Origin of the sequence: Mycobacterium sp. 1165196.3 (assembly GCF_001673415.1) — a bacterium.
In the GTDB taxonomy this organism is placed as follows: Bacteria; Actinomycetota; Actinomycetes; order Mycobacteriales; family Mycobacteriaceae; genus Mycobacterium; species Mycobacterium europaeum_A.
Window position 1 is genome coordinate 17,634 of record NZ_LZLU01000180.1, and the last position, 22,315, is coordinate 39,948.

A 22,315-nucleotide genomic window follows, 5' to 3' on the forward strand; every position below is an offset into this window, starting at 1 on the left:
CGTGCGCGAGCCACCGCCTACACTCGCTCACGGATCCGGCAGGCCGTTGTGGCGATCGAACGGCCGGACGGGGACGCAGGGCGGCAGTCACACCGGCTGTCGTTGCGCGGTGCGGCGCTGCGGGGACGGCGCCGGCCTCCGGAAAAGATCTTCCGAGCGCAACCGGCGTCCCGTGGGGATCGATCGTGACCGGCCAGGAGAGGACAAGCGCATGGCATCCGTCGAAGGTCTGGGCAAGCCGGCATCGGGCTTTGCGATCATCGGTTACGCGGCGCGATTCCCCGGAGCCGCCGATGCCGACGAGTTCTGGGATCTGTTGCAGCACGGCCGCGACGCGATATCCGAAGTGCCGCAAGACCGCTGGGACGTCGACGAATTCTTCGACCCCGAACCGGGGGCGCCCGGTAAGGTCGTCACCCGTCGTGCCGGCTTCGTCGACGACGTAACGGGATTCGACGCGCCGTTCTTCGGCATGTCGACCCGCGAGGTCAGGCTGATGGACCCGCAGCACCGCATCCTGCTGGAAACGGCATGGCGCGCGGTCGAGCATTCAGGCACTGCGCCAACCGATCTGGCTGAGACCAACACCGGGGTCTTCGTCGGTTTGGCGACGCACGACTACCTGGGAATGGCATCCGACGAGCTGACGTACCCCGAAATCGAGGCCTACATGGCCATCGGGACCTCGAACGCCGCGGCCGCCGGCCGGATCAGCTATCGGCTGGGACTGCAGGGTCCGGCCGTCGCCGTCGACACGGCGTGCAGCTCGTCGCTGGTGGCGATCCATCAGGCGTGCCAGGCGCTGCGCCTCGGGGAATGCGACCTGGCGCTGGCCGGCGGCGCGAACGTGCTGCTCACCCCGGCGACCATGATCACGTTCTCCAGCGCGCACATGCTCGCCCCTGACGGCCGGTGCAAGACATTCGATGCGGCCGCGGACGGCTACGTGCGCGGCGAGGGCTGCGGCGTCATCGTGATCAAGCGCCTGGAGGACGCGATCCGCGACGGCGATCGGATCCGCGCCGTGATCCGCGGCAGTGCGATCAACCAGGACGGCGCCTCGGGTGGCCTGACCGTACCCAATGGCGTTGCCCAGCAAAGGGTTATCGCCGATGCGCTCAAGCGGGCCGACCTCGAACCACGCGACGTCGGATACCTGGAAGCGCACGGCACCGGGACGTCGCTGGGTGACCCCATCGAAGCGCAGGCCGCGGGCGCGGTGCTCGGCGCCGGGCGCGAACCCTCCCGGCCGCTGCTGATGGGTTCGGTGAAGACGAACATCGGACACCTGGAAGCGGCCGCGGGCATCGCCGGGGTGATCAAGGTCATCCTCTCGCTCGAGAACGAACTGATCCCGCAACACCTCCACTTCGAGAACCCCTCGCCCCACATCCCCTGGGACCGGCTCGCGGTGCAGGTCGTCGAGCAGCCCACCGCCTGGGAACGCAACGGAGAGCCGCGCATTGCCGGCATCAGCTCGTTCGGCTTCGCCGGCACCAACGCTCACGTCATTCTCTCCGAAGCTCCCGAGCAAACGGAACCCGTTTCCCCGGCACCGCTTCCGGTCGAGCATTCCGGGCACCGCCGGTTCAGCATCCTCCCGCTTTCGGCGCGAACGCCCGCCGCGTTGGCGCGGCTCGCGGCCGACTACCGCAGCTGGTTGAGCGCGCACCCCGAGGCCACCCTCGCGGACGTGTGCTTCACCGCCGGGGCGGGTCGGGCACACCTGGAGCAGCGGGCCGCGCTGGTGGTCAACTCGCGAGAATCCGCGCTGGAACTACTCGGCGCTCTGGCGGACGACCGCCCGGCACCGGGGTTGTTCCGCGGAGAATCGCAGGAGCCACCGAAGACCGCGTGGCTGTTCACCGGTCAGGGCAGCCAATACCCCGGCATGGCTCGAGAGTTGTTCGACAGCGAGCCGGTGTTTGCCGAGACGCTGAATCGGTGCGCCGCCGCGGTTGCCGACGTTCTCCAAAGGCCTTTGCTGGACGTTGTTTTCGATGCGGACGGCCAGGACGGCGAAGCGACGCTGCAGCAAACGTCCTACGCGCAACCCGGACTGTTCGCGGTGGAGATGGGCCTGGCCCGGCTTTGGCAGTCGTGGGGCTTCGAGCCCGACGTGGTGCTGGGCCACAGCGTCGGCCAGTATTCGGCGGCCTGCGTGGCGCGCGTGTTCAGTCTCGAGGACGGTGCCCTGCTGATGGCCGAACGCGGTCGTCTGTTCGGCAGCCTGCCTTCGGGTGGCCGGATGGTCGCGGTCTTCACCGCCGCCGAGCGGGTCGAGCGACTCACCGACGAGTTCCCCAGCCTGTCGGTGGCCGCCTACAACGGCGCCAACACCGTGTTGTCCGGTCCGGTGGCGGACCTGGAGCGGGCGGTGGCCGCAGTGTCGGCCGACGGTGTTCGGTGTGACTGGCTGGACACCAGCCACGCGTTCCACTCGGCGCTGCTGGACCCGATCCTCGACGAATTCGAATCGTATGCGGGGCGGTTCGACTTCAAAGCGCCGCAACGAATCCTGATCGACAACCGCACCGGAGCGGCGCTGGGCCGCAGCGTGAAGCTCGATGGCGCTTACTGGCGCCGTCACGCGCGCCAGCCGGTGGAATTCGCCAAGAGCGTGCGCACCCTCGCCGAGCTGAGCTGCAAGGTATTGCTCGAGATCGGCCCACGACCGGTGCTCACCGCCTCGGCCCTGAGCGCATGGCCCGACCCGGCCACCGCACCGCGGGCGATCACGTCGCTGCGCCGTAACACCGCCGACCACCGGCAGATCACCGAAGCGGTTGCCGACGCGTATGTCCTGGGCCACCTGCCCGACTTCGCGGCCTTCGGGCAGGCGCACGCACGCAAGCTGGACCTGCCCACCTATCCCTTTGAGCGGCGTCAGTACTGGTTCCGCGACGACCGCGAGCGCCCCGACCAACGCCGCGACGTCGGTGGGCCGCGCACCGAAGCGGTCCGCCTTCTCGAGGACGGCCGGATCGAGGAACTCGCGACGCTGCTCGACGGCGCGAGCGGCGATCATCAGACCCTACAGGTGCTCACCAAGCTTGCGGCACAACACAATCAACAGCGCACCACCCGGTCCATCGAGAACGACCGCTACGAGATCCGCTGGGACACATCGACCGCCGAGCCGTCACCGGCAGACGTGGGCGGGGAGTCGCGGTGGGTCATCGTCGCCGACGGTACCGACGCGGTCCAGCCGTTGGTCGACGCGCTGACCGCACGCAACCACCGATTCGAGGTCATCGGGTTGCCGGTGTCCGACGCGGACGAGGAACACCTCGTGGGCGTGTTTCGCGCCGCCGCCGCGGACGATTCGACGCTTCGCGTCGTGCATGCCGCGGCCCTGGAGGCGGGGACCACGCCGTCGATGCGCTCACTGTTGCGGATGCAGCACCGGATCCTCGGCGGGACACGGCGGCTGTTTCGTGCCGCGGTCGCCGCGCAGTTGCGCAGCCCCATCTGGGTCGTGACGCGCGGCGCGCAGCGCGTCACCGATACGGACACGGTGGCGCCGCACCAGAGCAGCCTGTGGGGCTTCAGTCGCGCCGCATCGCTGGAGCTGCCGCAGGTATGGGGCGGACTCGCGGACTTGTCAGCGGGGACCGCCGACGAATGGTCTGGGCTCATCGACCGGATCGCCCCCGCGGACGACGCGGCGATCAGGGAAGACCAGCTCGCGCTGCGTGATCGGGCGGTCTACGTTCCCCGGTTGGTTCGGCGCACCGAGACCCCGAGTGGCACGTCGCTGCAATTGCGCAATGACGCAACGTATTTGGTGACCGGCGGGCTGGGTGCGATCGGGCTGGAGATCGCCGGGCACCTGGCCGCCAACGGCGCCGGGCATCTGGTGTTAACCGGTCGGCGCGCGCCGACCGATGCGGTCCGACAGCGCATCGACGCACTCGGTGAGGCGCACGGCTGCCAAATCCGGGTCGTGGCAGCCGATGTCGCCGACGCGCACGACGTCGCACGCCTGCTGGCGGGCGTGCAGGCCGAGTTGCCGCCGTTGGCCGGCATCGTCCATGCCGCGGGGGAGATCGGTACCACGCCCCTGAGCGCCTTGGACGATGCCGAGGTCGATCGCGTCTTCGCCGGAAAAGTCTGGGGCGCCTGGCATTTGAGCGAGGCGGCGACGGACCTGAAGCTCGACTTCTTCCTCAGCACGTCCTCGATCGCCTCGGTGTGGGGTGGATTCGGCCAGAGCGCCTACGGCGCGGCGAACGCCTTCCTGGACGGGCTGGCGTGGCGGCTGCGCGAACAGGGCATCCTCGGCGTGAGCGTCAACTTCGGGCCGTGGGCGGCCGGTATGGCCGACGCGGAATCTCGTGCGCGACTGGATCAGCGCGGGATCCGTACGCTGGCACCGGCCGATGCGCTTGCGGGGTTGTCCGATGTGGCGGCGGCCGCCTCGGCGCGGGGCGCTGCCCACGGAGTAGTGGCCCGAATCGACTGGACCCGCTTCTTGCCGCTCTACCAGCAAGCGGGTCGGCGGGCGTTCCTGGCGGAGCTGGAGCGCGAGGTGCCCGCTGCGGTGCCCGCAGCGACGCCGGCCGGGAACACCCCGTTGTTCGACCGGCTCACGGCCGCTCCGGTACAGCAGCGCAAGAAACTGTTGACCGATTATCTGCGTGATGCGGTCGCGGAGGTGACCCGCGTCGACGCCGCCGAGATCCGCGAGGACGCAGGGTTTTTCGATCTCGGCATGGATTCGTTGATGGCGGTCGAATTGCGTCGGCGCATCGAGGAAGGGGTGGGTAAGCAGGTCCCGGCCACCCTGGCGATGGATCACCCACGGCTGTCCGACGTGGCCGACTACCTGCTCGGCGACGTGCTCGAGCTCCGCGATCAAACGTCCTCGAAAACGCGGTCCCAGCCGGCAACGGTGGTGACGACCCGCACGGACGAACCGATCGCGATCGTCGCGGTGTCCTGCCGTTTCCCCGGCGCGCCCGACCCGGAAGCGTTCTGGCAGGTGCTGTCCGAAGGGGTCGACGCGATCCGGGAGGTCCCGGAGGACCGATTCGACATCGACGAGTTCTACGACCCGGATCCGGACGCCCCAGGCAAGACCTACACCCGGTTCGGCGGATTCCTGGACGAAATCGACGGATTCGATCCCGAATTCTTCGGCATCTCGCCCCGCGAGGCCGTCTGGATCGAGCCGCAGCAGCGGCTGATGCTCGAAACGGCGTGGGAGGGCCTGGAACGCGCCGGGTACTCGCCGGCCGCATTGCGCGGCAGCCGAACCGGAGTCTTCACCGGTGTGGCGGCCAACGAATACGCGCATCTGCTGTCATCGGAGTCGATCGACAAGATCGAACCGCACTTCATCACCGGCAATGCGCTCAACGCCATCTCCGGTCGGGTCGCCTTCGCGCTGGGACTCGAGGGACCGGCGGTGGCGATCGACACCGCATGCAGTTCGGCGCTGGTGGCCGTCCATCAGGCCTGCCAGGCGTTGCGGTCCGGCGACTGCGACATGGCGCTGGCCGGCGGAGTGAACGTCCTGCTGAGTCCTGTGACGGTCATCGCGGCCTCCCGCGCGCGGATGCTTTCCCCGGTGGGCCGATGCAAGACGTTCGACGCCTCCGCCGACGGTTACGTGCGCAGCGAGGGCTGCGGAATCCTCGTACTGAAGAGGTTGAGCGACGCGGAGCGCGACGGCGACCGGATCTGCGCGGTGATCACCAGCAGCGCGGTCAACCAGGACGGCGCGTCCAGCGGTTTGACTGTGCCCAATGGTGGTGCGCAGCAACGGCTCATCGGGACGGCGCTGGCTCGTGCGGGTCTGGCCGGCGGGGACGTCGACTACCTCGAGGCGCACGGGACGGGCACCCCGCTGGGTGATCCGATCGAGGTGCAGGCCGCGGCCGCCGCCTACGGCGCCTCGCGCGACGCCGACCGGCCGCTGCTGATGGGCTCGGTGAAGACCAACATCGGTCACACCGAATCCGCTTCGGGCGCAGCCGGTCTGATCAAAGTCGTGCTGTCGCTGCAGCACGAGGTCCTGCCGCCGAGCCTGCACTTCGAGCAGCCGTCGCCGCACATTCCGTGGGACTCGCTGCCCGTGCGGGTGGTCGACAAGACGATGCCGTGGCAGCCCAACGGCAGGCCGCGGCGCGCGGGCGTGAGCTCGTTCGGGTTCACCGGAACCAACGCGCACGTCCTGGTGGAGGAGGCACCGGCGCGCGCCGTATCCGCCGACCCGAACCCCGCCGACGACGCCGCCGCGGACTCGGCGTCGCACGCTCAGGGCGCCACGGTGCTCGCGCTGTCCGCGCGGTCACCCGAAGCGCTGGTGGCGTTGGCGCAGCGTTACGAGGCGTGGCTGGCCGCCCACCCGGATGCGGACCTCACCGAGGTATGCCTCACCGCCGGAACGGGCCGGTCACACTTCGAACACCGCGCCGCCCTGGTGGTGGACTCGCTCGAGAGCGCGCGCGACGCCCTGGCCGAATTGGCCGAGAACCGCCTGCGGCCCGGCGTTGTGCGTGGCGAACACACACACCACCCGATGACGGCATGGTTGTTCACCGGCCAGGGCAGCCAGTACCCGGGGATGGCGCGTGAGTTGTTCGACACCGAACCGGTTTTCGCCGAAACGGTGACGCGGTGCGCGGACGCGGTCCGTGACATCCTGCCGCATCCCTTGCTGGAGGTGCTGTTCGCCACCGATCGCGAAACGGGGGGCAAAGCCGGAGAGAGGCTGCGGCACACGTCGTTTGCCCAGCCGGCGCTGTTCGCCGTCGAAATGGGCCTGGCCCGGCTGTGGCAGTCGTGGGGGATCGAACCCGATGTGGTGCTCGGGCACAGCGTCGGCCAGTACGCGGCGGCCTGCGTGGCCGGGGTGTTCAGGCTCGAGGACGGCGCCCGGCTGATGGCCGAGCGCGGCCGGATGTTCGGCAGCCTGCCCGAGGGCGGACGGATGGTGGCGGTATTCGCCGACGCCAAGCACGTCGAGGAGGTCGCCGGCGGATTCCCGCGAGTGTCGGTCGGCGCGTACAACGGACCGAATACGGTGCTGTCGGGTCCGGGTGAGGACCTCGAACAGATCGTCGCCAAGTTCGGCGACGAGGCGATCCGCTGCACGTGGCTGCAGACCAGCCATGCCTTCCACTCCGAGCTGTTGGATCCGGTGCTCGACGAATTCGAGTCCTACGCAGCGCAATTGGAGTTCGCCGCCCCGACGATGCCGTTGATCTGCAACCGCACCGGGGCCGTGCTGACGGGCCAAACCCCGCTCGACGCCGCGTACTGGCGGCGCCATTCCCGCCAGCCGGTGCAGTTCGCCGAAAGCGTGCGCACCGCGGCGGCGCTGGGCTGCTCGGTGTTGATGGAGATCGGTCCGCAACCGGTGCTGACCGGTGCCGCGGTGCAGGTCTGGCCGGAGCACCTGACCGCACCGCGGGCGATCGTCTCGCTGCGTAAGGGCGTCGGCGATCGGCGCCAGATCGCCGACGCGCTGGCCGCGGCCTACGTCGGCGGCCATCGTCCGGATTTCGCTGCGCTGCATGGTCAGCGACGTCGCAGCATCGAACTGCCCACCTATCCGTTCCAGCGCCGCCGGTTCTGGCCCAAGACATCCGGCACCGCCGTCGTCGGAGGGGCCGGCCCGTCTTCGGGCATCCTGGGCAGCGCGAAGGACCTCGCCTCGGGCGACTCCGTCTACACCAGCAGGTTGTCCGTCAAATCGCAGCCGTGGCTATCCGATCACGTCATCTACGGCACGGTCGTGGTGCCCGGCGCAACCTACGCGGCGATGGCGTTGGCCGCGGTCGGCACTCCGGCACGGGCGAAGGACGTCTTCTTCTACGAGCCGATCATCTTGCCGGAGAAGAGTTCTCGCGAGGTACAGCTGACCTTGCACCCGGTGCAGGCAGGTCGCGAATTCACCTTCCAGGTGCACAGCCGTCCCTACGGGGAACGCGGCGCCGAGTGGTCGTTGAACGCCGAAGGCACCGTGGTCGCCGGCGCGGACGACGTCACCGACGAGCCGGTGTCCGACGACGGTGATCCGATCGACGAAGCGCTCGAGCGGCTGAACCGCATGCGTCCACAGGAGTTGTTCGAGACCTTCGCCGACTTGGAGCTGGCCTGGGGACCGACCTGGTCCGGTTCCCTGAAGTCACTGTGGCTCGGTGACGGCGAGGCGGTCGGCGACATCCTCGTCGGTGCCGAACTCGCCGAACAACTCGGCAGCGAGCCGATGCACCCGGTGCTGATGGACCTGTGCACCGGGGTCGCCTTCCCAGCCTTCCCGGCGCTGCTCGCCGCCGAACAGGGCGTCAACGATCTGTTCCTGCCGCTGCGCTACGGGCAAGTGATGTTGCGGGAGAAGATGCCGCGGCGGTTCTACTGCCGTGCGAGGTGGCACACCAGCGAACTCAACAGCGAGACCCAGGTATTCGACCTCGATTTCGTCGACCGGGACGGCCGCCGGCTGGGCGGGATTCGCGAGTTCACGGTGAAACGCGCACCGCGCGAGGCGTTGCTGCGCGGCCTCGGCGGCGATGCCACTCGGCTGCTGTACACCCTCGGCTGGCACGAGGTGCCGGCGCCGCCGGCCGAAGAAGCCGCAGAGATCGGCGGCACCTGGTTGATCGCCGGATTCGACGAACTGGCCGCCAAGGTGCCGGGCTGCATCCCGTTCGACCGGAGCGCAGATCCGCAGCCGTTGGGGCAGGTGCTGACTCAGGCCGCCGAGCGGGGGCTGCCGTTCGCCGGCGTCGTCTGGCGCGGCGAAGCGCCCAACGCGGGCGAAGGTGGCGCCGACTCGACCAATGGGGCGGCGCGCCTCGAGACCGAGATCGCCAATCTGCTCAGCGCCGTGCACGCGGTGCAGGGCGGCGGCGTGAATTTGCCTGGGGGACTGTGGATCGTCACCGAGCGGGCCGTGGCATGCGAATCCGGCGAGCCGGTCGACCCGGTGCAGGCGGCGCTGTGGGGGCTGGGGCGCACCACGATCAACGAGGAACCGGCGCTACGCGCCAAGTTGATCGATTGCGACGGATCACCGGAGGCCGTGCACGCGCTGGCCAACCTGTTGGCCACCCCGGTGGACGAACCGGAACTGGCGGTGCGACAAGGAAAGCTGCTGGCATCCCGGTTGCTGCCGTGGGCGCGCAGCGGTCATCTCACGGTGCCGCGTGCGGGCGACTACGTCCTGGCGCCCACCGAGCGCGGCGCGATCGACAACCTGCGACTCACGGAAGTGGACGTCGCACCTCCGGGCGAGGGCTATGTGCAGGTCCGGGTGGAGGCCTCGGGCCTCAACTTCCGCGACGTGCTCAACGTCCTCGGCCTCTATCCGGGCGACCCGGGACCCATCGGCGGTGATTTCGCCGGCGTCGTCACGCAATTGGGCGCCGGCGTCACCGGGCTCGAGGTCGGTCAGCGCGTCTACGGCTTCATGCAGGGGGCGTTCTCCAGCCGGTTCAACGTGCCCGCCCAGCTGCTCGCGCCGATCCCCGACGGCGTCAGTGCGGTCGAGGCGGCCACCATTCCCGCTGCGGCGCTGACGGTTCGGCTCGCGTTCGACTGGGCACAGCTGAAGCCCGGCGACCGTGTGCTCATCCACGCCGCCAGCGGCGGTGTCGGCCTGGCGGCCATCCAGATGGCTCAGCAGTGCGGTGCCACCGTCTTCGCCACCGCCAGCACCTTCAAGCGCGCGACGCTGCGCAAGCTGGGTGTGGAGTACGTCTATGACTCGCGCACAACGGATTTCGCCGACCAGATCCTCGCCGACACCGACGGTGCCGGCGTCGACGTGGTGCTCAACAGCCTGACCAGCGAGGGGTTCCTCGAAGCGACCGTGCGGGCGACCGCCCAGAACGGCCGCTTCGCCGAGATCGCCAAGCGCGACATCTGGACACCCGAGCAGATGGCGCAGGCCCGTCCCGACATCGCCTACGAGATCGTGGCGCTGGACACGGTGACCTTCCAAGAGCCCGAACGCATTCGGGGCTTGCTGACCGAGGTGTCACAGGGATTGGCCGACGGGGACTGGACACCGCTGCCGGCCGAGATCTACCCCCTGACCGAGGCGCGGGCCGCGTTCCGCCGCATGCAGCAAGCGCGGCACATCGGCAAGATCGTGGTGCAGATACCCAATCCGCTGCAGCCGCGGGCGGATCGGAGCTACCTGATCACCGGTGGACTGGGAGCCATCGGTCTGCACACGGCGTCGTATCTGGCGCAGCTCGGTGCCGGTGACATCGTGCTGACCAGCCGACGGGAGCCGGGTGCGGACGCGCAACGGTTGATCGAGGAGATGACCGAGCGCTACAAGTGCCGCATCCATGTCTTCACCGCCGACGTCGGCAACGAGTCCGAGGTTGCCGCGCTGCTGGCGCGCATCCGCGCGGAGCTGCCACCGTTGGCCGGCGTGGCCCATCTGGCCGGCGTGCTCGATGATGCGCTGCTGTCCCAGCAGAGCCTGGAACGGTTCCAGACAACGTTGGCGCCCAAGGCATTCGGCGCATGCCACCTGGACAGGTTGACCCGAGACGACGAGCTCGACTTCTTCATCGTGTCCTCGTCGGTGTCGAGCGTGTTCGGTTCGCCCGGTCAGTCCAACTACGCGACCGCCAACGCGCTGCTCGACGGCCTGGTCGCACAGCGCAGGGCGCAGGGCCTGCCGGCCACCGGCGTCAACTTCGGTCCCTGGGCCCAGGGCGGCATGGCCTCCTCGGAGGCCGCGACCGCCAACATCAGTGCGCAGGGCCTGATTCCGCTGGAACCGTCGGCGGCCCTGGGTGCCCTCGCCGAGGTCGTCGCGAACGGAACCGGCCAGGCCACCGTCCTCAAGGCCAACTGGCAGCGCGCCGCGAAGGTGCTGGGCAGTTCGCGACCACCGATCCTCGACGTGGTGTTGCCCAGTGCGGTCGGAGAGGTGACCGGTGACAGCGAGTTGCTCAAGCAGCTCATGGAGATTCCGGTGCCACAGCGCGCCGGTTTCGTGACCGAATTCCTGCAACGAGAGGTGCAGAACTTCCTGCGGCTCGCCTCACCGCCGGCGGCGAGCAGCCGGTTCCTGGACCTGGGGACGGATTCGTTGATGGCGATCGAGCTGCGCAACCGGCTGCACAGTCAGTTCGGCGGTAAGTTCACGATCAACGCGACTGCGGTGTTCGACTATCCGACCATCGGAGGCCTGGCCGAATACCTCGTGGGTCAGCTGCCCGACGCGGACACCGAGCCGGGCCAGCCGGAACCGGTTGCGGCGCAGGAGCCGCAATGATGTCAGGCGCTGATGTCGAACCCGGTGATGACCTTGGTCGGACGCAGCCGCACCACTAATTCGCCGGGAACGGCGTTGCGCCTGCCGAATTCGTCGGCGCGGTCGGCGCCCATGTAGCGGCCCCCGGTGCGGGTCGCGACGTCCAGCACGTCCTGCGAGTCCTCGCTGACCGTGGCCACGCCCTGCACCTGGACGAACGAATACGGCGGATGAGGGTCGTCGACGCAGATCACCACTCGCGGATCGCGGGCCAGGGCACGGCCTTTCGACGTGTCGCGACCGGTGTTGAACGCCAACTGCCCGTCATCGACGACGAACCACACCGGGGCGACCAGCGGCCTGCCATCGGCGGCGACGTAGCCCAGCATCCCGGTACGGGTGCCGGTCGAGAGGAACTCGATGACCTTTTCGGTCAGCTCGGCCATGCGTTAGAGGCGGGCCAGGTCGTAGTCGCCGAGGTGGTCGATCAGGTTGTGCAGGTGCTCACCCGAGGTGCCCAGCGTGTGCTCGATCGCGGTGAGCCGGGCGGCATAGTGGCTGACCGGGTATTCCGCGGTCACCCCGATGCCGCCGTGCATCTGGACCGACTCCTGCGCGATGTGCCGGCCCGAACGGCCGACCTGCAGCTTGGCGCGCGAGGCGATCACCGGGTCGATGTTGCCGTCAGCGATCGACATGGCCGCGTACAGGGTCATGCTGCGGGCCAGTTCCAGCGAGACGTACATGTCGGCCGCGCGTTGCGTGAGCGCCTGGAATTTGTTGAGCGTGACGCCGAACTGCTTGCGGGTCTTCAGGTAATCAGTGGTCAGGCGCAGCGATTCCTCCATGGCGCCCAGCGCTTCGGCGCACAACGCCGACTGGATGCGCACAATGGCGTCGCGGATCGCGCCCGATGCGTCGACCGCCTCGCCGAGGGGTTCGGCGGCAGTGGAGTCCAGGTCGATCTGGGCGCCGCGCTGTCCGTCGAACGTCCGGAACGGGTGCCTGGTGACCGATGCCGCATCGATTAGGAACAGGCCGGCGCCGCCGCTCGGCAAGGCGGCGCTGACCACCAGGGTGTCGGCGGCGTCCCCGGCCAGCACCGGGTTCTTCCGACCGCTCAAGGTCCACGAATCACCTTGTTGCGCAGCCTTGGTGCTCAACTCGGCGGACGGATCGCGCTGCCCCGGCTCGAGGTGGGCGAACGCCAGCAGCCGCTGCCCGCCCGCGACCTCGTCGAGCAGTTCCTTCTGCGCGTCGGTGCCCAGCTCGGCGATCAGCGCACCGGGTCCCAGCGCGGCGTGCAGTACCGGTTCGGGGGCGAGGCGGCGCCCGACCTCGTTGAGCACCACCATGATCTCGATCTGGCCGGACTCGTCCGGATCGAAACCGAGGCCGAGGATGCCGGTGTCGGCGAGCTGGCTCCAGACCTCGCGGCTCCAGCCGAGATCGGAGCCGATGATCTTGTTGCGGCTTTCCGGGTCGTAGGTGCGCGACAGCAGGTCGCGCGTGGTGTCGCGGAGCAGGGCCTGCTCGTCGCTCAGCTGAAAGTCCATGACTGCCTCACAATCCCAGAATCGTCGACGCGATGATGTTGCGCTGCACCTCGCTGCTGCCGCCGTAGATCGACGTCTTGCGGTAGTTGAGGTAGTGCGGCGCACTGTGTTGGGCCCAGTCCGGCGAGGCGATGTCTTCGCCGTTGGCCGGCAGCGCGTCTGGCCCGGCCACCTCGACGAGCAGTTCGGTGGCCACCTGCTGCAATTGGCTGCCGCGCAGTTTGAGCACCGACGAGGCCGGATTGGGCTGCCCGTCCGCGGAGTCGGTGACGACCCGCGACTGGGTGAGTTCCAGTGCCAGCAGCTCGTTTTCGGCCTCGGCCAGCCGCGCCGCGAACAGCGGGTCGCCCAGCACTCCGGTGGCCTTGGCGTGTTTCTTCACCTCGGCGAGGCGCACCTTGGTCCGTCCCACCCCGGCGATGCCGGTGCGCTCGTTGCCGAGCAGGAATTTAGCGTACGTCCAGCCCTGATTCTCTTCTCCGACAAGCTGATTGGCGGGAACCCGGACGTCTTCGAAGAAGACCTCGTTGATTTCGTGGCCGCCGTCGATCGTCTTGATGGGTCGCAGGGTGATGCCCGGCGTCTTCATGTCGAAGAGCAAAAAGGAGATGCCGGCCTGCCGCTTGGGCGCTTGCGGGTCGGTGCGGACCAGGCAGAAGATCCAGTCCGCGTACTGGCCGAGCGTGGTCCAGGTCTTTTGGCCGTTGACCACGTAGTCGTCGCCGTCCCGCACCGCGGTGGTGCGCAGCGAGGCCAGATCCGACCCCGCCTCGGGCTCGGAGAAGCCCTGGCACCACCAGATGTCGAGGCTGGCGGTCGGGGGCAGGAAGCGTTGTTTGACTTCCTCCGAACCGAATTCGGCGATCACCGGGCCCACCATCTTGGTGTTGAAGTTCAGCGGCTCGGGGACGCACGCCAGCTGCATCTCGTCGGCCCAGATCTGGTGCTGGGTCGGGGTCCAGTCCTTGCCGCCCCATTCCACCGGCCAGTTCGGTACTGCCAGGCCGTGCTCGTGCAGGATCTTGTGGCTGGTGACGATGTCGTCGTGGTTCACTTCGGCCGAGCCGCGGCGTACCCGCTCGCGCAGCTCCTCGGGAATCTTAGTCGTATAGATGGTGCGGAGTTCGTCGCGGAACGCGGCTTCCTCGGGCGTGAGCGCCAGTTGCATGGCAGCCTCCTGTCGTTTCGGGGTGACCGTGACGACGCAGCGCCCCGAGCTGTTTTCTGGCGGTGCTGGTCGTTCGCTCGACTTCCATCTTGACCCATCCCTCGCGGGCCCCGTGCACAGCCTCGGGTTAATCCACAGATAGACGTTGAGCGGTGCCGGTGTGACGGTCCGCGGACCTACTGTCGGCCCATGCGAACAGAACTTCCGGCGGAGCGCCTGCACCGGCGGCTCAACGCCGAACCGGAGACCGATGGCGCCGCCGAGCCCGCGGACGCCGGGTCGGCCTCGACGCAGGACGCCCCGGACGACGACCAGAATTCACTGTTGCCGCGCTGGCTTCCCGACGCCTCGCAGGACCGCGGCTGGGTGGCCAGGGTGCGCGCCGACCCCGGCCGCGCCGGCGCCATCGGGTTGGCGATCGTGGCGGCGCTGGCGGTGCTGGTCACCGTTTTCACCTTGTTGCGCGACCGGCCGGCGCCGGTGATGTCAGCCAAGCTGCCACCGGTGGAGAAGGTGTCCACCGCCAGGTCGTCGGCCAGCCCGGGTGCGGCGCCACCCGCAAGCCCCGACCGTCCGGTGGTGGTCAGCGTCGTCGGCTTGGTGCACACGCCGGGTTTGGTGACGCTGGCGCCGGGGTCGCGCATCGCCGATGCGCTGCAGGCCGCCGGCGGCGCGGTGAACGGCGCCGACACCATCGGACTGAACATGGCCCGACCGGTCGGTGACGGCGAACAGATCGTGGTCGGCCTCGCTCCCGTTCCGGGCCAGCCGACGGCCCTGGGCAGTTCGGTCGCCACCGCAACGACGCCGACCTCCAAGGCGCCGGCGCCCGGGTCGGGATCGGTCAAGCCGAAGCCGGGCCAGGCGGTCGACCTGAACACCGCGACCGTCGCGGAACTCGACGCTCTGCCCGGCGTTGGGCCGGTCACCGCCGCCGCGATCGTGGCGTGGCGGCAGGCCAACGGCAAATTCACCAGCGTCGACCAGCTCGCCGATGTCGAGGGCATCGGGCCGGCGCGGCTGGAGAAGCTGCGCGCGCTGGTCCGTGTCTGACCCCGGTGCTGCCTCCCGGGCTAGGTGGATCACCGTCGGGGCATGTCGATGTGCGCCTGGTGCCGGCCGCGCTGACCTGCTGGGCGGTGACGGCCGGCGGGATCTGGTGGTCGGCCGGGCGGATCTTCGCCTGGTGCTGCGTCGCGCTGACCGTCGCCGCCGGTGCGCTGGCATGGCGCGCGGCGCGCCGGCCCGGCCGCGTGGCCCGGCTCCGCACGATCAGCGCCGGCCTGGCCGCCGTGGGTGTGGTGGGAGCGGGCTACGGCTTCGCGATCGCGCTGCGCGCCGACGCGGCCGCTCACCACCCGATCACCGCGGCCTTCGGCACCAGCGCCCCGGCTACCGTCACCCCCACCGAGAGCCCGGTGTCGCTGGGCAGCAGCCGGCTGATGTTTCGGGCGACCCTGCAACGCCTGCGCGACGCCGAAATGTCAGGCCGCGTCGTGGTTTTCGCGCGCGCCTCGGACTTCGCCGCCGTGACGGTGGGCCAGCCGGTGCGGTTCACCGCGCGGATCACCCGGCCGACCCGCCGGGACCTGACCGTCGCGGTGCTCAATGCGTCGGGCCCGCCGGCCATGGGCACCGCGAGCGCAGTGCAGTCGGCCGCGCACGGCGTGCGCAGCCGCTTTGCCGCCGCGGTCCGCGCCACGCTGCCCGGCGAGCAGGCGGCGATGCTGCCCGCGCTGGTGCTCGGCGACACCTCGGCGGTGCCAAGTGACACCAGCCGCGACTTTCGTGCGGCCGGCATGACGCACCTGATGGCCGTGTCGGGGGCCAACGTGACGATCGTGTGTGCGGCCGTGCTGTTCTCGGCCCGGCTGATCGGCCCGCGGTCGGCCGTCGCGCTTGCCGCGCTGGCGCTGGTGGCCTTCGTCATCGTCGTGCAGCCGACGGCGAGTGTGGTGCGGGCGGCGGTGATGGGTGCCATCGCGCTGACGGGCATGCTGACTTCGCGTCGGCGGCAAGCCATTCCGGCCCTCGCCGCCACCGTGCTGGTGTTGCTGGCGGTCGCCCCCGCGCTGGCCGTGGACGTGGGGTTCGCGCTGTCGGTGCTCGCCACCGCGGCGCTGATCGTCGTCGCGCCGGTCTGGTCGCGGCGCCTGGTCGCCAAGGGATGGCCCAAGCCGCTGGCCGATGCAGTCGCCGTCGCGTGGGCCGCGCAGCTGGTGACCGCGCCGCTGGTGGCGGCGATCTCCGGGCGATTCAGCGTGGTTGCCGCCCTGGCGAACCTCGCGGTGGCCGGTGTGATCGCCCCGATCACGGTGCTGGGCACCGCGGCGGCCGCGCTCTGCGCGATATGGCCGGCCGCCGCGCGGCTGCTGATCCGGTTCACCGGCCCGGAGTTGTGGTGGGTGGACGGCGTGGCCCACGCGGCGGCCAACATGCCCGGCGCCACGGTGCCGGTCCCCGAGGGGATGCCCGGCACCCTGATCGTCGGCGGCGTCGCGGTGCTGGCGGTGGTGCTGTGGCGGTGGCGACTGTTTCGCGTCGCGGCGGGGGTCGGGGCGCTGGTCGGGCTGGCGTGGGCGCTGTCCGGGTTGGGGTAGGCGGGGCGTCGCGCCGTCGATCCCCGAGCGGCGCGGTCGGTGGGGCGTGACACCATCGTGGGGTGACCGAGATTTCGCCGTTGCACCTGGTCCTGGGAGACGAGGAACTGCTGGTCGAGCGGGCGGTGTCCGACGTGCTGCGGTCGGCGCGCAAACGAGCCGGCACCGACGACGTGCCGGTCAACCGGATGCGGGCGGGCGACGTCAGCACCTATGAGCTCGCCGAGCTGCTGAGTCCGTCGCTGTTCGCCGACGAGCGCATCGTCGTGCTGGAGGCCGCCGGCGAAGCGGGCAAAGACGCTGCCGCGGTGATCGTTTCGGCCGCGAGCGACATGCCGACCGGCGTGGTGCTGGTCGTGGTGCACTCGGGCGGCGGGCGCGCCAAGGCGCTGGCCACCGAGCTGCAATCCCTTGGCGCCGTGGTGCATTCGTGCGCGCGGATCACCAAACTGAGCGAGCGCGTCGATTTTGTCCGCAAGGAGTTTCGCGGCCTGCGGGTCAAGGCCGACGACCAGACGGTGACCGCACTGCTGGATTCGGTCGGTTCCGACCTGCGGGAGTTGGCCTCGGCCTGCTTCCAGTTGGTCGCCGACACCGGCGGGGTGGTCGACGCCGACGCGGTCCGCCGCTATCACAGCGGCAAGGCCGAGGTGAAGGGCTTCGACATCGCGGATAAGGCGGTGACCGGTGACATCGAAGGGGCCGCCGAGGCGTTGCGGTGGGCGATGATGCGCGGTGAGCCGCTGGTGGTGCTGGCGGACGCGCTGGCCGAGGCGATCCACACGATCGGCCGGGTCGGCCCACTGTCGGGGGACCCCTACCGGCTGGCGTCTCAGCTCGGGATGCCGCCCTGGCGGGTGCAGAAGGCGCAGAAGCAGGCGCGGCGTTGGTCGCGTGACTCTGTGGCGACCGCGATGAAGGTGGTGGCCACGCTCAACGCGAACGTGAAGGGAGCGGTGGTGGACGCCGACTACGCCCTGGAATCCGCGGTCAGGCAGGTCGCCGAGCTAGCCGCCCAGCGCGGCCAGTAGAGGGGGCGCGTCGGCTGAGTAAAAGCCTTAGATCTTGTTGAGGACCTGCGCCAGGGCCGACTTCTTGTTCGCCGCCTGGTTCTTGTGGATCACGCCCTTGCTGGCGGCCTTGTCCAGCTTGCGGTTGGTCGACACCAGCAACTCGGCGGCCTTCTCCTTGTCGCCGGCGTGGGCCGCCTCGCGGAACGCGCGGACAGCGGTACGCAGCGACGACTTCACCGACTTGTTGCGCAGGCGAGCGCGCTCGTTCGTCTTGTTGCGCTTCTGCTGCGACTTGATGTTGGCCACGCGGGAGTTCCTTCTTCGATTAGACGTATTGTGGGGCGCCGGATATCACCACAGCGATTGCCCAGGTTATCAGTGAGTTACGTTTTCTCCCAAAACGGGAACACGTGGGCTGCCAGAACGTCGACTTGAGGCAGCATCTGAACAGTGAGTCTTACCAACCAGCTTGACCACACCAAGCGGGGTTTTCGCGCTGCGCGCTCTGAGCGCATCTTCGACGGATACAACGTGGCCTCCGACGCCTACGACATGGCGTTCGACGAGATGTTCGATGCCCAGGGCAACGTGCGCGGCCCGTATAAGGGCATCTACGCCGAGCTCGCGCCGTCGGATGCCTCGGAGCTCAAAGCCCGCGCCGAAGCGCTGTCCCGCGCCTTCCTCGACCAGGGCATCACCTTCTCGTTATCGGGCCAGGAGCGGCCGTTTCCGCTGGATCTGGTGCCGCGGGTCATCTCGGCCGCCGAGTGGACGCGCCTGGAGCGCGGCATCACCCAGCGCGTCAAGGCGCTCGAGCTGTACCTGGACGACATCTACGGTGACCAGGAAATATTGAACGACGGGGTGATCCCGCGCCGGCTGATCACGTCGTGCGAGCACTTCCACCGCCAGGCGATGGGCATCGTCCCGCCCAACGGCGTGCGGATCCACGTCGCCGGCATCGACCTGATCCGCGACGACAAGGGCACCTGGCGGGTCCTCGAGGACAACCTGCGGTCGCCGTCGGGTGTGTCCTATGTCATGGAGAACCGGCGCACCATGGCGCGCGTGTTCCCCAACCTGTTCGCCAGCCACCGGGTGCGCGCGGTCGATGACTACGCCTCGCACCTGCTGCGGGCGCTGCGCAACTCCGCGGCCACCAACGAGGCCGACCCGACGGTGGTGGTGCTGACCCCGGGCGTCTACAACTCGGCCTATTTCGAGCATTCGCTGCTGGCCCGCCAGATGGGGGTCGAGCTGGTCGAGGGCCGCGACCTGTTCTGCCGCGACAACCAGGTGTACATGCGCACCACCGAGGGGGAGCGCCAGGTCGACGTCATCTATCGGCGCATCGACGACGCCTTCCTGGATCCGCTGCAGTTCCGCGCCGATTCGGTGCTGGGGGTGGCGGGGCTGGTCAACGCCGCCCGTGCGGGCAACGTGTCCATCTCCAGCGCGATCGGCAACGGCGTCGGCGACGACAAACTCGTCTACACCTATGTGCCCACGATGATCGAGTACTACCTCGGGGAGAAGCCGCTGCTGGCCAACGTGGAGACGCTGCGCTGCTGGCTCGACGACGAGCGCGAAGAGGTGCTGGACCGCATCGACGAGCTGGTGCTCAAGCCGGTGGAGGGGTCGGGCGGCTACGGCATCGTGTTCGGGCCGGAGGCCTCGGAGAAAGAGTTGGCGGCCGTCGCCAAGAAGGTGCGCGACGATCCGCGGAGCTGGATCGCGCAGCCGATGATGGAGCTGTCGACGGTGCCGACCCAGATCGGCAACACCCTGGCGCCGCGCTACGTCGACCTGCGGCCGTTCGCGGTCAACGACGGCAACGACGTGTGGGTGCTGCCCGGCGGGCTGAGCCGGGTGGCGCTGGTCGAGGGGTCGCGGGTGGTCAACTCCAGTCAGGGCGGCGGCTCCAAGGACACCTGGGTGCTGGCGTCGCGGGCGTCGGCCGGCGATCACGAGCTCGAGGCGGCGGAGGTGGTGCGCTCGTTGCCCACCTCGATGCCGGACCCGATGCTCGACGACGCCCCGCGGGTGACGTCTCAGCAGGCGCAGCCCACCGAACTGCCCCAGCGCGAGCAGCTCGAGCAACAACAACAGCAAAGGGCGGTGCACGATGTTGGCACGTAACGCCGAGTCGCTCTACTGGATCGGCCGCTATGTCGAACGCGCCGACGACACCGCGCGCATCCTGGACGTGGCGCTGCACCAGTTGCTCGAGGATTCCAGCGTCGACCCCGACCAGGCGTCGCGGCTGCTGCTGCGGGTGCTCGGGATCGACCCGCCGAAGCACGACCTGGACGTGTGGTCGCTGACCGATCTGGTGGCCTACAGCACCAACACCCAGGGCGGCTGCTCGATCGTCGATGCCATCACCTCGGCGCGCGAGAACGCCAAGTCGGCGCGCGAGGTGACCTCCAGCGAGATCTGGGAATGCCTCAACACCACCTACCACGCCCTGCCCGAACGTGAGCGGGCCGCCAAACGCCTTGGGCCGCACGACTTTCTGTCGTTCATCGAGCGGCGGGCGGCGATGTTCGCCGGCCTGGCCGACTCGACGCTGTCCCGCGACGACGGCTACCGGTTCATGGTGCTGGGCCGGGCCATCGAACGGGTCGACATGACGGTGCGGCTGTTGTTGTCGCGGGTCGGCGACAGCGCCTCGTCCCCGGCGTGGGTGACGCTGTTGCGTTCGGCGGGGGCGCACGACACCTATCTGCGCACCTATCGAGGTGTGCTGGACGCCGGTCGGGTGGTCGAATTCATGTTGTTGGACAGGCTGTTTCCGCGTTCGGTGTTCTATTCGCTGCGGCTGGCCGAACACAATCTCGACGAGCTGGTCCACAACCGGCAGAGCCGGATCGGGGCCACCGCCGAGGCGCAGCGACTGCTCGGGCAGGCCCGCAGCGAATTGGAATTCGTGCAGCCCGGCGTGCTGCTGGAGTCGTTGGAGAGCCGCCTGGCGGGGCTGCAGCGCACCTGCCACGACGTCGGAGAGGCGTTGGCGCTGCAGTACTTCCACGTCACGCCCTGGGTGGCCTGGTCGGATGCGGGCCAGCGCGCTCGGCTGGTCAGCAGGAAAGGGGACGGCTGATGTGGCGACTGCGGGTGGTGCACACCACCGGGTACGCCTACCAATCCCCGGTGACCGCCTCCTACAACGAGGCCCGGTTGACCCCGCGGTCGAACAGCCGGCAAAACGTCATCCTCAACCGTGTCGAAACCATCCCGGCGACCCGGTCCTACCGCTACATCGATTACTGGGGCACCGCGGTCACCGCGTTCGACCTGCACGCCCCGCACACCGATCTCACGGTGATGTCGACGTCGGTCGTGGAAACCGAGCGGGCCGAGCCACTCTCGGCGGAGGCGGGCTGGAGCGACCTCCAGTCCGAGGCCGTGATCGATCGCTACGACGACCTGCTTCGCCCCACCCAGCACGCCCCGGCCAGCAAGCGGGTGGCGTCGGTCGGTAAGAAGATCAGCAAGACCCACAAGCCGGCCGAAGCCGTTGTAGCCGCGGCCAATTGGGTGCGCGAAGAACTGGAATACCTGCCGGGCACCACCAGCGTGCACTCGTCCGGCCTGGACGCGCTCAAAGCGGGCAAGGGCGTGTGCCAGGACTTCGTGCATTTGTCGCTGATGTTGTTGCGCAGCATGGGGATTCCGGCGCACTACGTCTCGGGCTACCTGCACCCCAGGCGCGACGCCGTCGTCGGCGACACCGTCGACGGCCGAAGCCACGCCTGGATTGAGGCGTGGACGGGTGCCTGGTGGAGCTATGACCCCACCAACGACACCGAGATCACCGAGCAGTACGTCGGCGTGGGCGTGGGCCGCGACTACGCCGACGTCTCCCCGCTGAAGGGCATCTACTCCGGGGAGGGCGCCACCGACCTCGACGTGATCGTCGAGGTGACCCGGCTGGCCTAGCCCGGGGCGGGGTTCGTCGCCGCAGGGATACCGTTGCAGGAATGAACGATCCGGCCGAAGGCGCGCCGCGCCGCGATAAGAGCCGGCCCGGCTCGCCCCTGGCGGCGCTGGCCCTGCTCTGCATCGCGCTGCTCGTCGGCGGCATCGCCATCGGCGTCGCGGTGGGCGGCGTCATGCCGTTGCCCTACGGCCCGGCGGGCGCCGTCACCGCCTACGTTCGCGCCCAGCCGACCGCCGTGCGCATCATCGCCGTTGCGACGTTCGCGTCCTCGGTGCCGCTGGCGATCTACGGGGCAAGCGCCGGCGCCCGGCTGAGCCGACTCGGGGCCGGATCCGGCGCGGTCACGTTGAGTGGCGGCGTCTTGGCCGCCGGTGCGCTCGGCCTGGCGGGGTTGCTGGGTTGGGCGTTGTCGATACCGGATGTCGCCGCGAACGCGGCGGTGGTCCGGGCGCTCTACTTGTTGGTCTTTCTCACCGGCGGCCCGGGGCACATCGTGGCGCTGGGCCTGCTGGTCGGCGGGATCGCGGTGCCCGGCCTCACCCGCGCGTTGATGCCCGGACCGGTCGCGCGGCTCGGTCTGGCCACGGCCATCCTCGCCGAATTGGCGACGGCGGTGCTGATCTGGCCGGCGCTGGGCGTCATCCTGCCGATCGCCCGGCGGCCGAATCTCGTTGCGCCGCATGGGTTAGGGCAACGCCAGCCACCATCAGCCAGGTCAGCGCCAGCACCCGGGCGATCGGCAGGATGACGCCCAGCGCCGGCCAGATCAGCACCGCCGTCGCCAATTCGGCGAGGATGGCCGTGG

Annotated in this window: 12 protein-coding genes; 8 read left to right on the plus strand and 4 right to left on the minus strand. The window is 69.3% G+C overall.

Annotated features, from left to right (window positions below; translation table 11 throughout):
- The first annotated feature begins 211 nt into the window (after positions 1 to 211).
- Entirely contained in the window at positions 212 to 11,251 is an 11,040-nt protein-coding gene (locus A5659_RS19080) for a type I polyketide synthase (RefSeq protein WP_067183414.1), read from the plus strand.
- Between the two features lie 2 nt (positions 11,252 to 11,253).
- Here A5659_RS19080 and A5659_RS19085 read toward each other — a convergent pair whose 3' ends face one another.
- Genes A5659_RS19085 through A5659_RS19095 form a run of 3 tightly spaced genes read right to left on the minus strand, consistent with a single transcriptional unit; the run spans position 11,254 to position 13,954 of the window.
- Entirely contained in the window at positions 11,254 to 11,676 is a 423-nt protein-coding gene (locus A5659_RS19085) for a PPOX class F420-dependent oxidoreductase (RefSeq protein ID WP_067183418.1), read from the minus strand.
- 3 nt (positions 11,677 to 11,679) lie between these two features.
- A complete protein-coding gene (locus A5659_RS19090; RefSeq protein WP_067183422.1) occupies positions 11,680 to 12,786 on the minus strand; it encodes an acyl-CoA dehydrogenase family protein in 1,107 nt (368 codons plus the stop codon).
- A gap of 7 nt (positions 12,787 to 12,793) precedes the next feature.
- Positions 12,794 to 13,954, minus strand: a complete 1,161-nt coding sequence (locus A5659_RS19095) for an acyl-CoA dehydrogenase family protein (RefSeq protein ID WP_066867129.1) — start codon at positions 13,952 to 13,954, stop codon at positions 12,794 to 12,796.
- A gap of 189 nt (positions 13,955 to 14,143) precedes the next feature.
- On the opposite strand from A5659_RS19095, the gene A5659_RS19100 reads away from it, so the two are divergent.
- The 3 genes from A5659_RS19100 (at position 14,144) to holA (ending at position 17,585) form a co-directional block, all read left to right on the plus strand.
- Positions 14,144 to 15,007 carry a ComEA family DNA-binding protein gene (locus A5659_RS19100; protein WP_066880995.1) on the plus strand — a complete coding sequence of 288 codons (864 nt, stop codon included), beginning with the start codon at positions 14,144 to 14,146 and terminating at the stop codon, positions 15,005 to 15,007.
- Positions 15,008 to 15,057: 50 nt separating this feature from the next.
- Positions 15,058 to 16,554 carry a ComEC/Rec2 family competence protein gene (locus A5659_RS19105; RefSeq protein WP_067183425.1) on the plus strand — a complete coding sequence of 499 codons (1,497 nt, stop codon included), beginning with the start codon at positions 15,058 to 15,060 and terminating at the stop codon, positions 16,552 to 16,554.
- Positions 16,555 to 16,616: 62 nt separating this feature from the next.
- A complete protein-coding gene (gene holA / locus A5659_RS19110) occupies positions 16,617 to 17,585 on the plus strand; it encodes a DNA polymerase III subunit delta (protein ID WP_067183429.1) in 969 nt (322 codons plus the stop codon).
- Positions 17,586 to 17,612: 27 nt separating this feature from the next.
- Here the strand turns inward: holA and rpsT are convergent, their stop codons facing one another.
- The gene (gene rpsT, locus A5659_RS19115; protein ID WP_066862701.1) at positions 17,613 to 17,873 is read right to left on the minus strand and encodes a 30S ribosomal protein S20; all 261 of its coding nucleotides are present in this window, start codon (positions 17,871 to 17,873) and stop codon (positions 17,613 to 17,615) included.
- Positions 17,874 to 18,017: 144 nt separating this feature from the next.
- Here rpsT and A5659_RS19120 point away from each other — a divergent pair, with 144 nt between their 5' ends.
- The 4 genes from A5659_RS19120 to A5659_RS19135 are packed head-to-tail and all read left to right on the plus strand — an operon-like array spanning position 18,018 to position 22,258.
- Entirely contained in the window at positions 18,018 to 19,706 is a 1,689-nt protein-coding gene (locus A5659_RS19120; RefSeq protein ID WP_067183432.1) for a circularly permuted type 2 ATP-grasp protein, read from the plus strand.
- Positions 19,693 to 20,670, plus strand: a complete 978-nt coding sequence (locus tag A5659_RS19125; RefSeq protein WP_067020772.1) for an alpha-E domain-containing protein — start codon at positions 19,693 to 19,695, stop codon at positions 20,668 to 20,670. The genes A5659_RS19120 and A5659_RS19125 overlap by 14 nt, the downstream gene beginning before the upstream one ends.
- Positions 20,670 to 21,509, plus strand: a complete 840-nt coding sequence (locus tag A5659_RS19130) for a transglutaminase family protein (protein WP_066881391.1) — start codon at positions 20,670 to 20,672, stop codon at positions 21,507 to 21,509. Before A5659_RS19125 ends, A5659_RS19130 begins: the two co-directional genes overlap by 1 nt.
- A gap of 41 nt (positions 21,510 to 21,550) precedes the next feature.
- Positions 21,551 to 22,258, plus strand: a complete 708-nt coding sequence (locus A5659_RS19135; protein WP_067183435.1) for a hypothetical protein — start codon at positions 21,551 to 21,553, stop codon at positions 22,256 to 22,258.
- Positions 22,259 to 22,315 lie beyond the last annotated feature (57 nt).

Excerpts from the sequence above, each read along its gene's own strand:
- A5659_RS19080 (WP_067183414.1), top strand. The coding sequence starts at position 212 with ATGGCATCCGTCGAAGGTCTGGGCAAGCCGGCATCGGGCTTTGCGATC.
- A5659_RS19085 (WP_067183418.1), bottom strand. The coding sequence starts at position 11,676 with ATGGCCGAGCTGACCGAAAAGGTCATCGAGTTCCTCTCGACCGGCACC.
- A5659_RS19090 (WP_067183422.1), bottom strand. The coding sequence starts at position 12,786 with ATGGACTTTCAGCTGAGCGACGAGCAGGCCCTGCTCCGCGACACCACG.
- A5659_RS19095 (WP_066867129.1), bottom strand. The coding sequence starts at position 13,954 with ATGCAACTGGCGCTCACGCCCGAGGAAGCCGCGTTCCGCGACGAACTC.
- A5659_RS19100 (WP_066880995.1), top strand. The coding sequence starts at position 14,144 with ATGCGAACAGAACTTCCGGCGGAGCGCCTGCACCGGCGGCTCAACGCC.
- A5659_RS19125 (WP_067020772.1), top strand. The coding sequence starts at position 19,693 with ATGTTGGCACGTAACGCCGAGTCGCTCTACTGGATCGGCCGCTATGTC.
- A5659_RS19130 (WP_066881391.1), top strand. The coding sequence starts at position 20,670 with ATGTGGCGACTGCGGGTGGTGCACACCACCGGGTACGCCTACCAATCC.
- A5659_RS19135 (WP_067183435.1), top strand. The coding sequence starts at position 21,551 with ATGAACGATCCGGCCGAAGGCGCGCCGCGCCGCGATAAGAGCCGGCCC.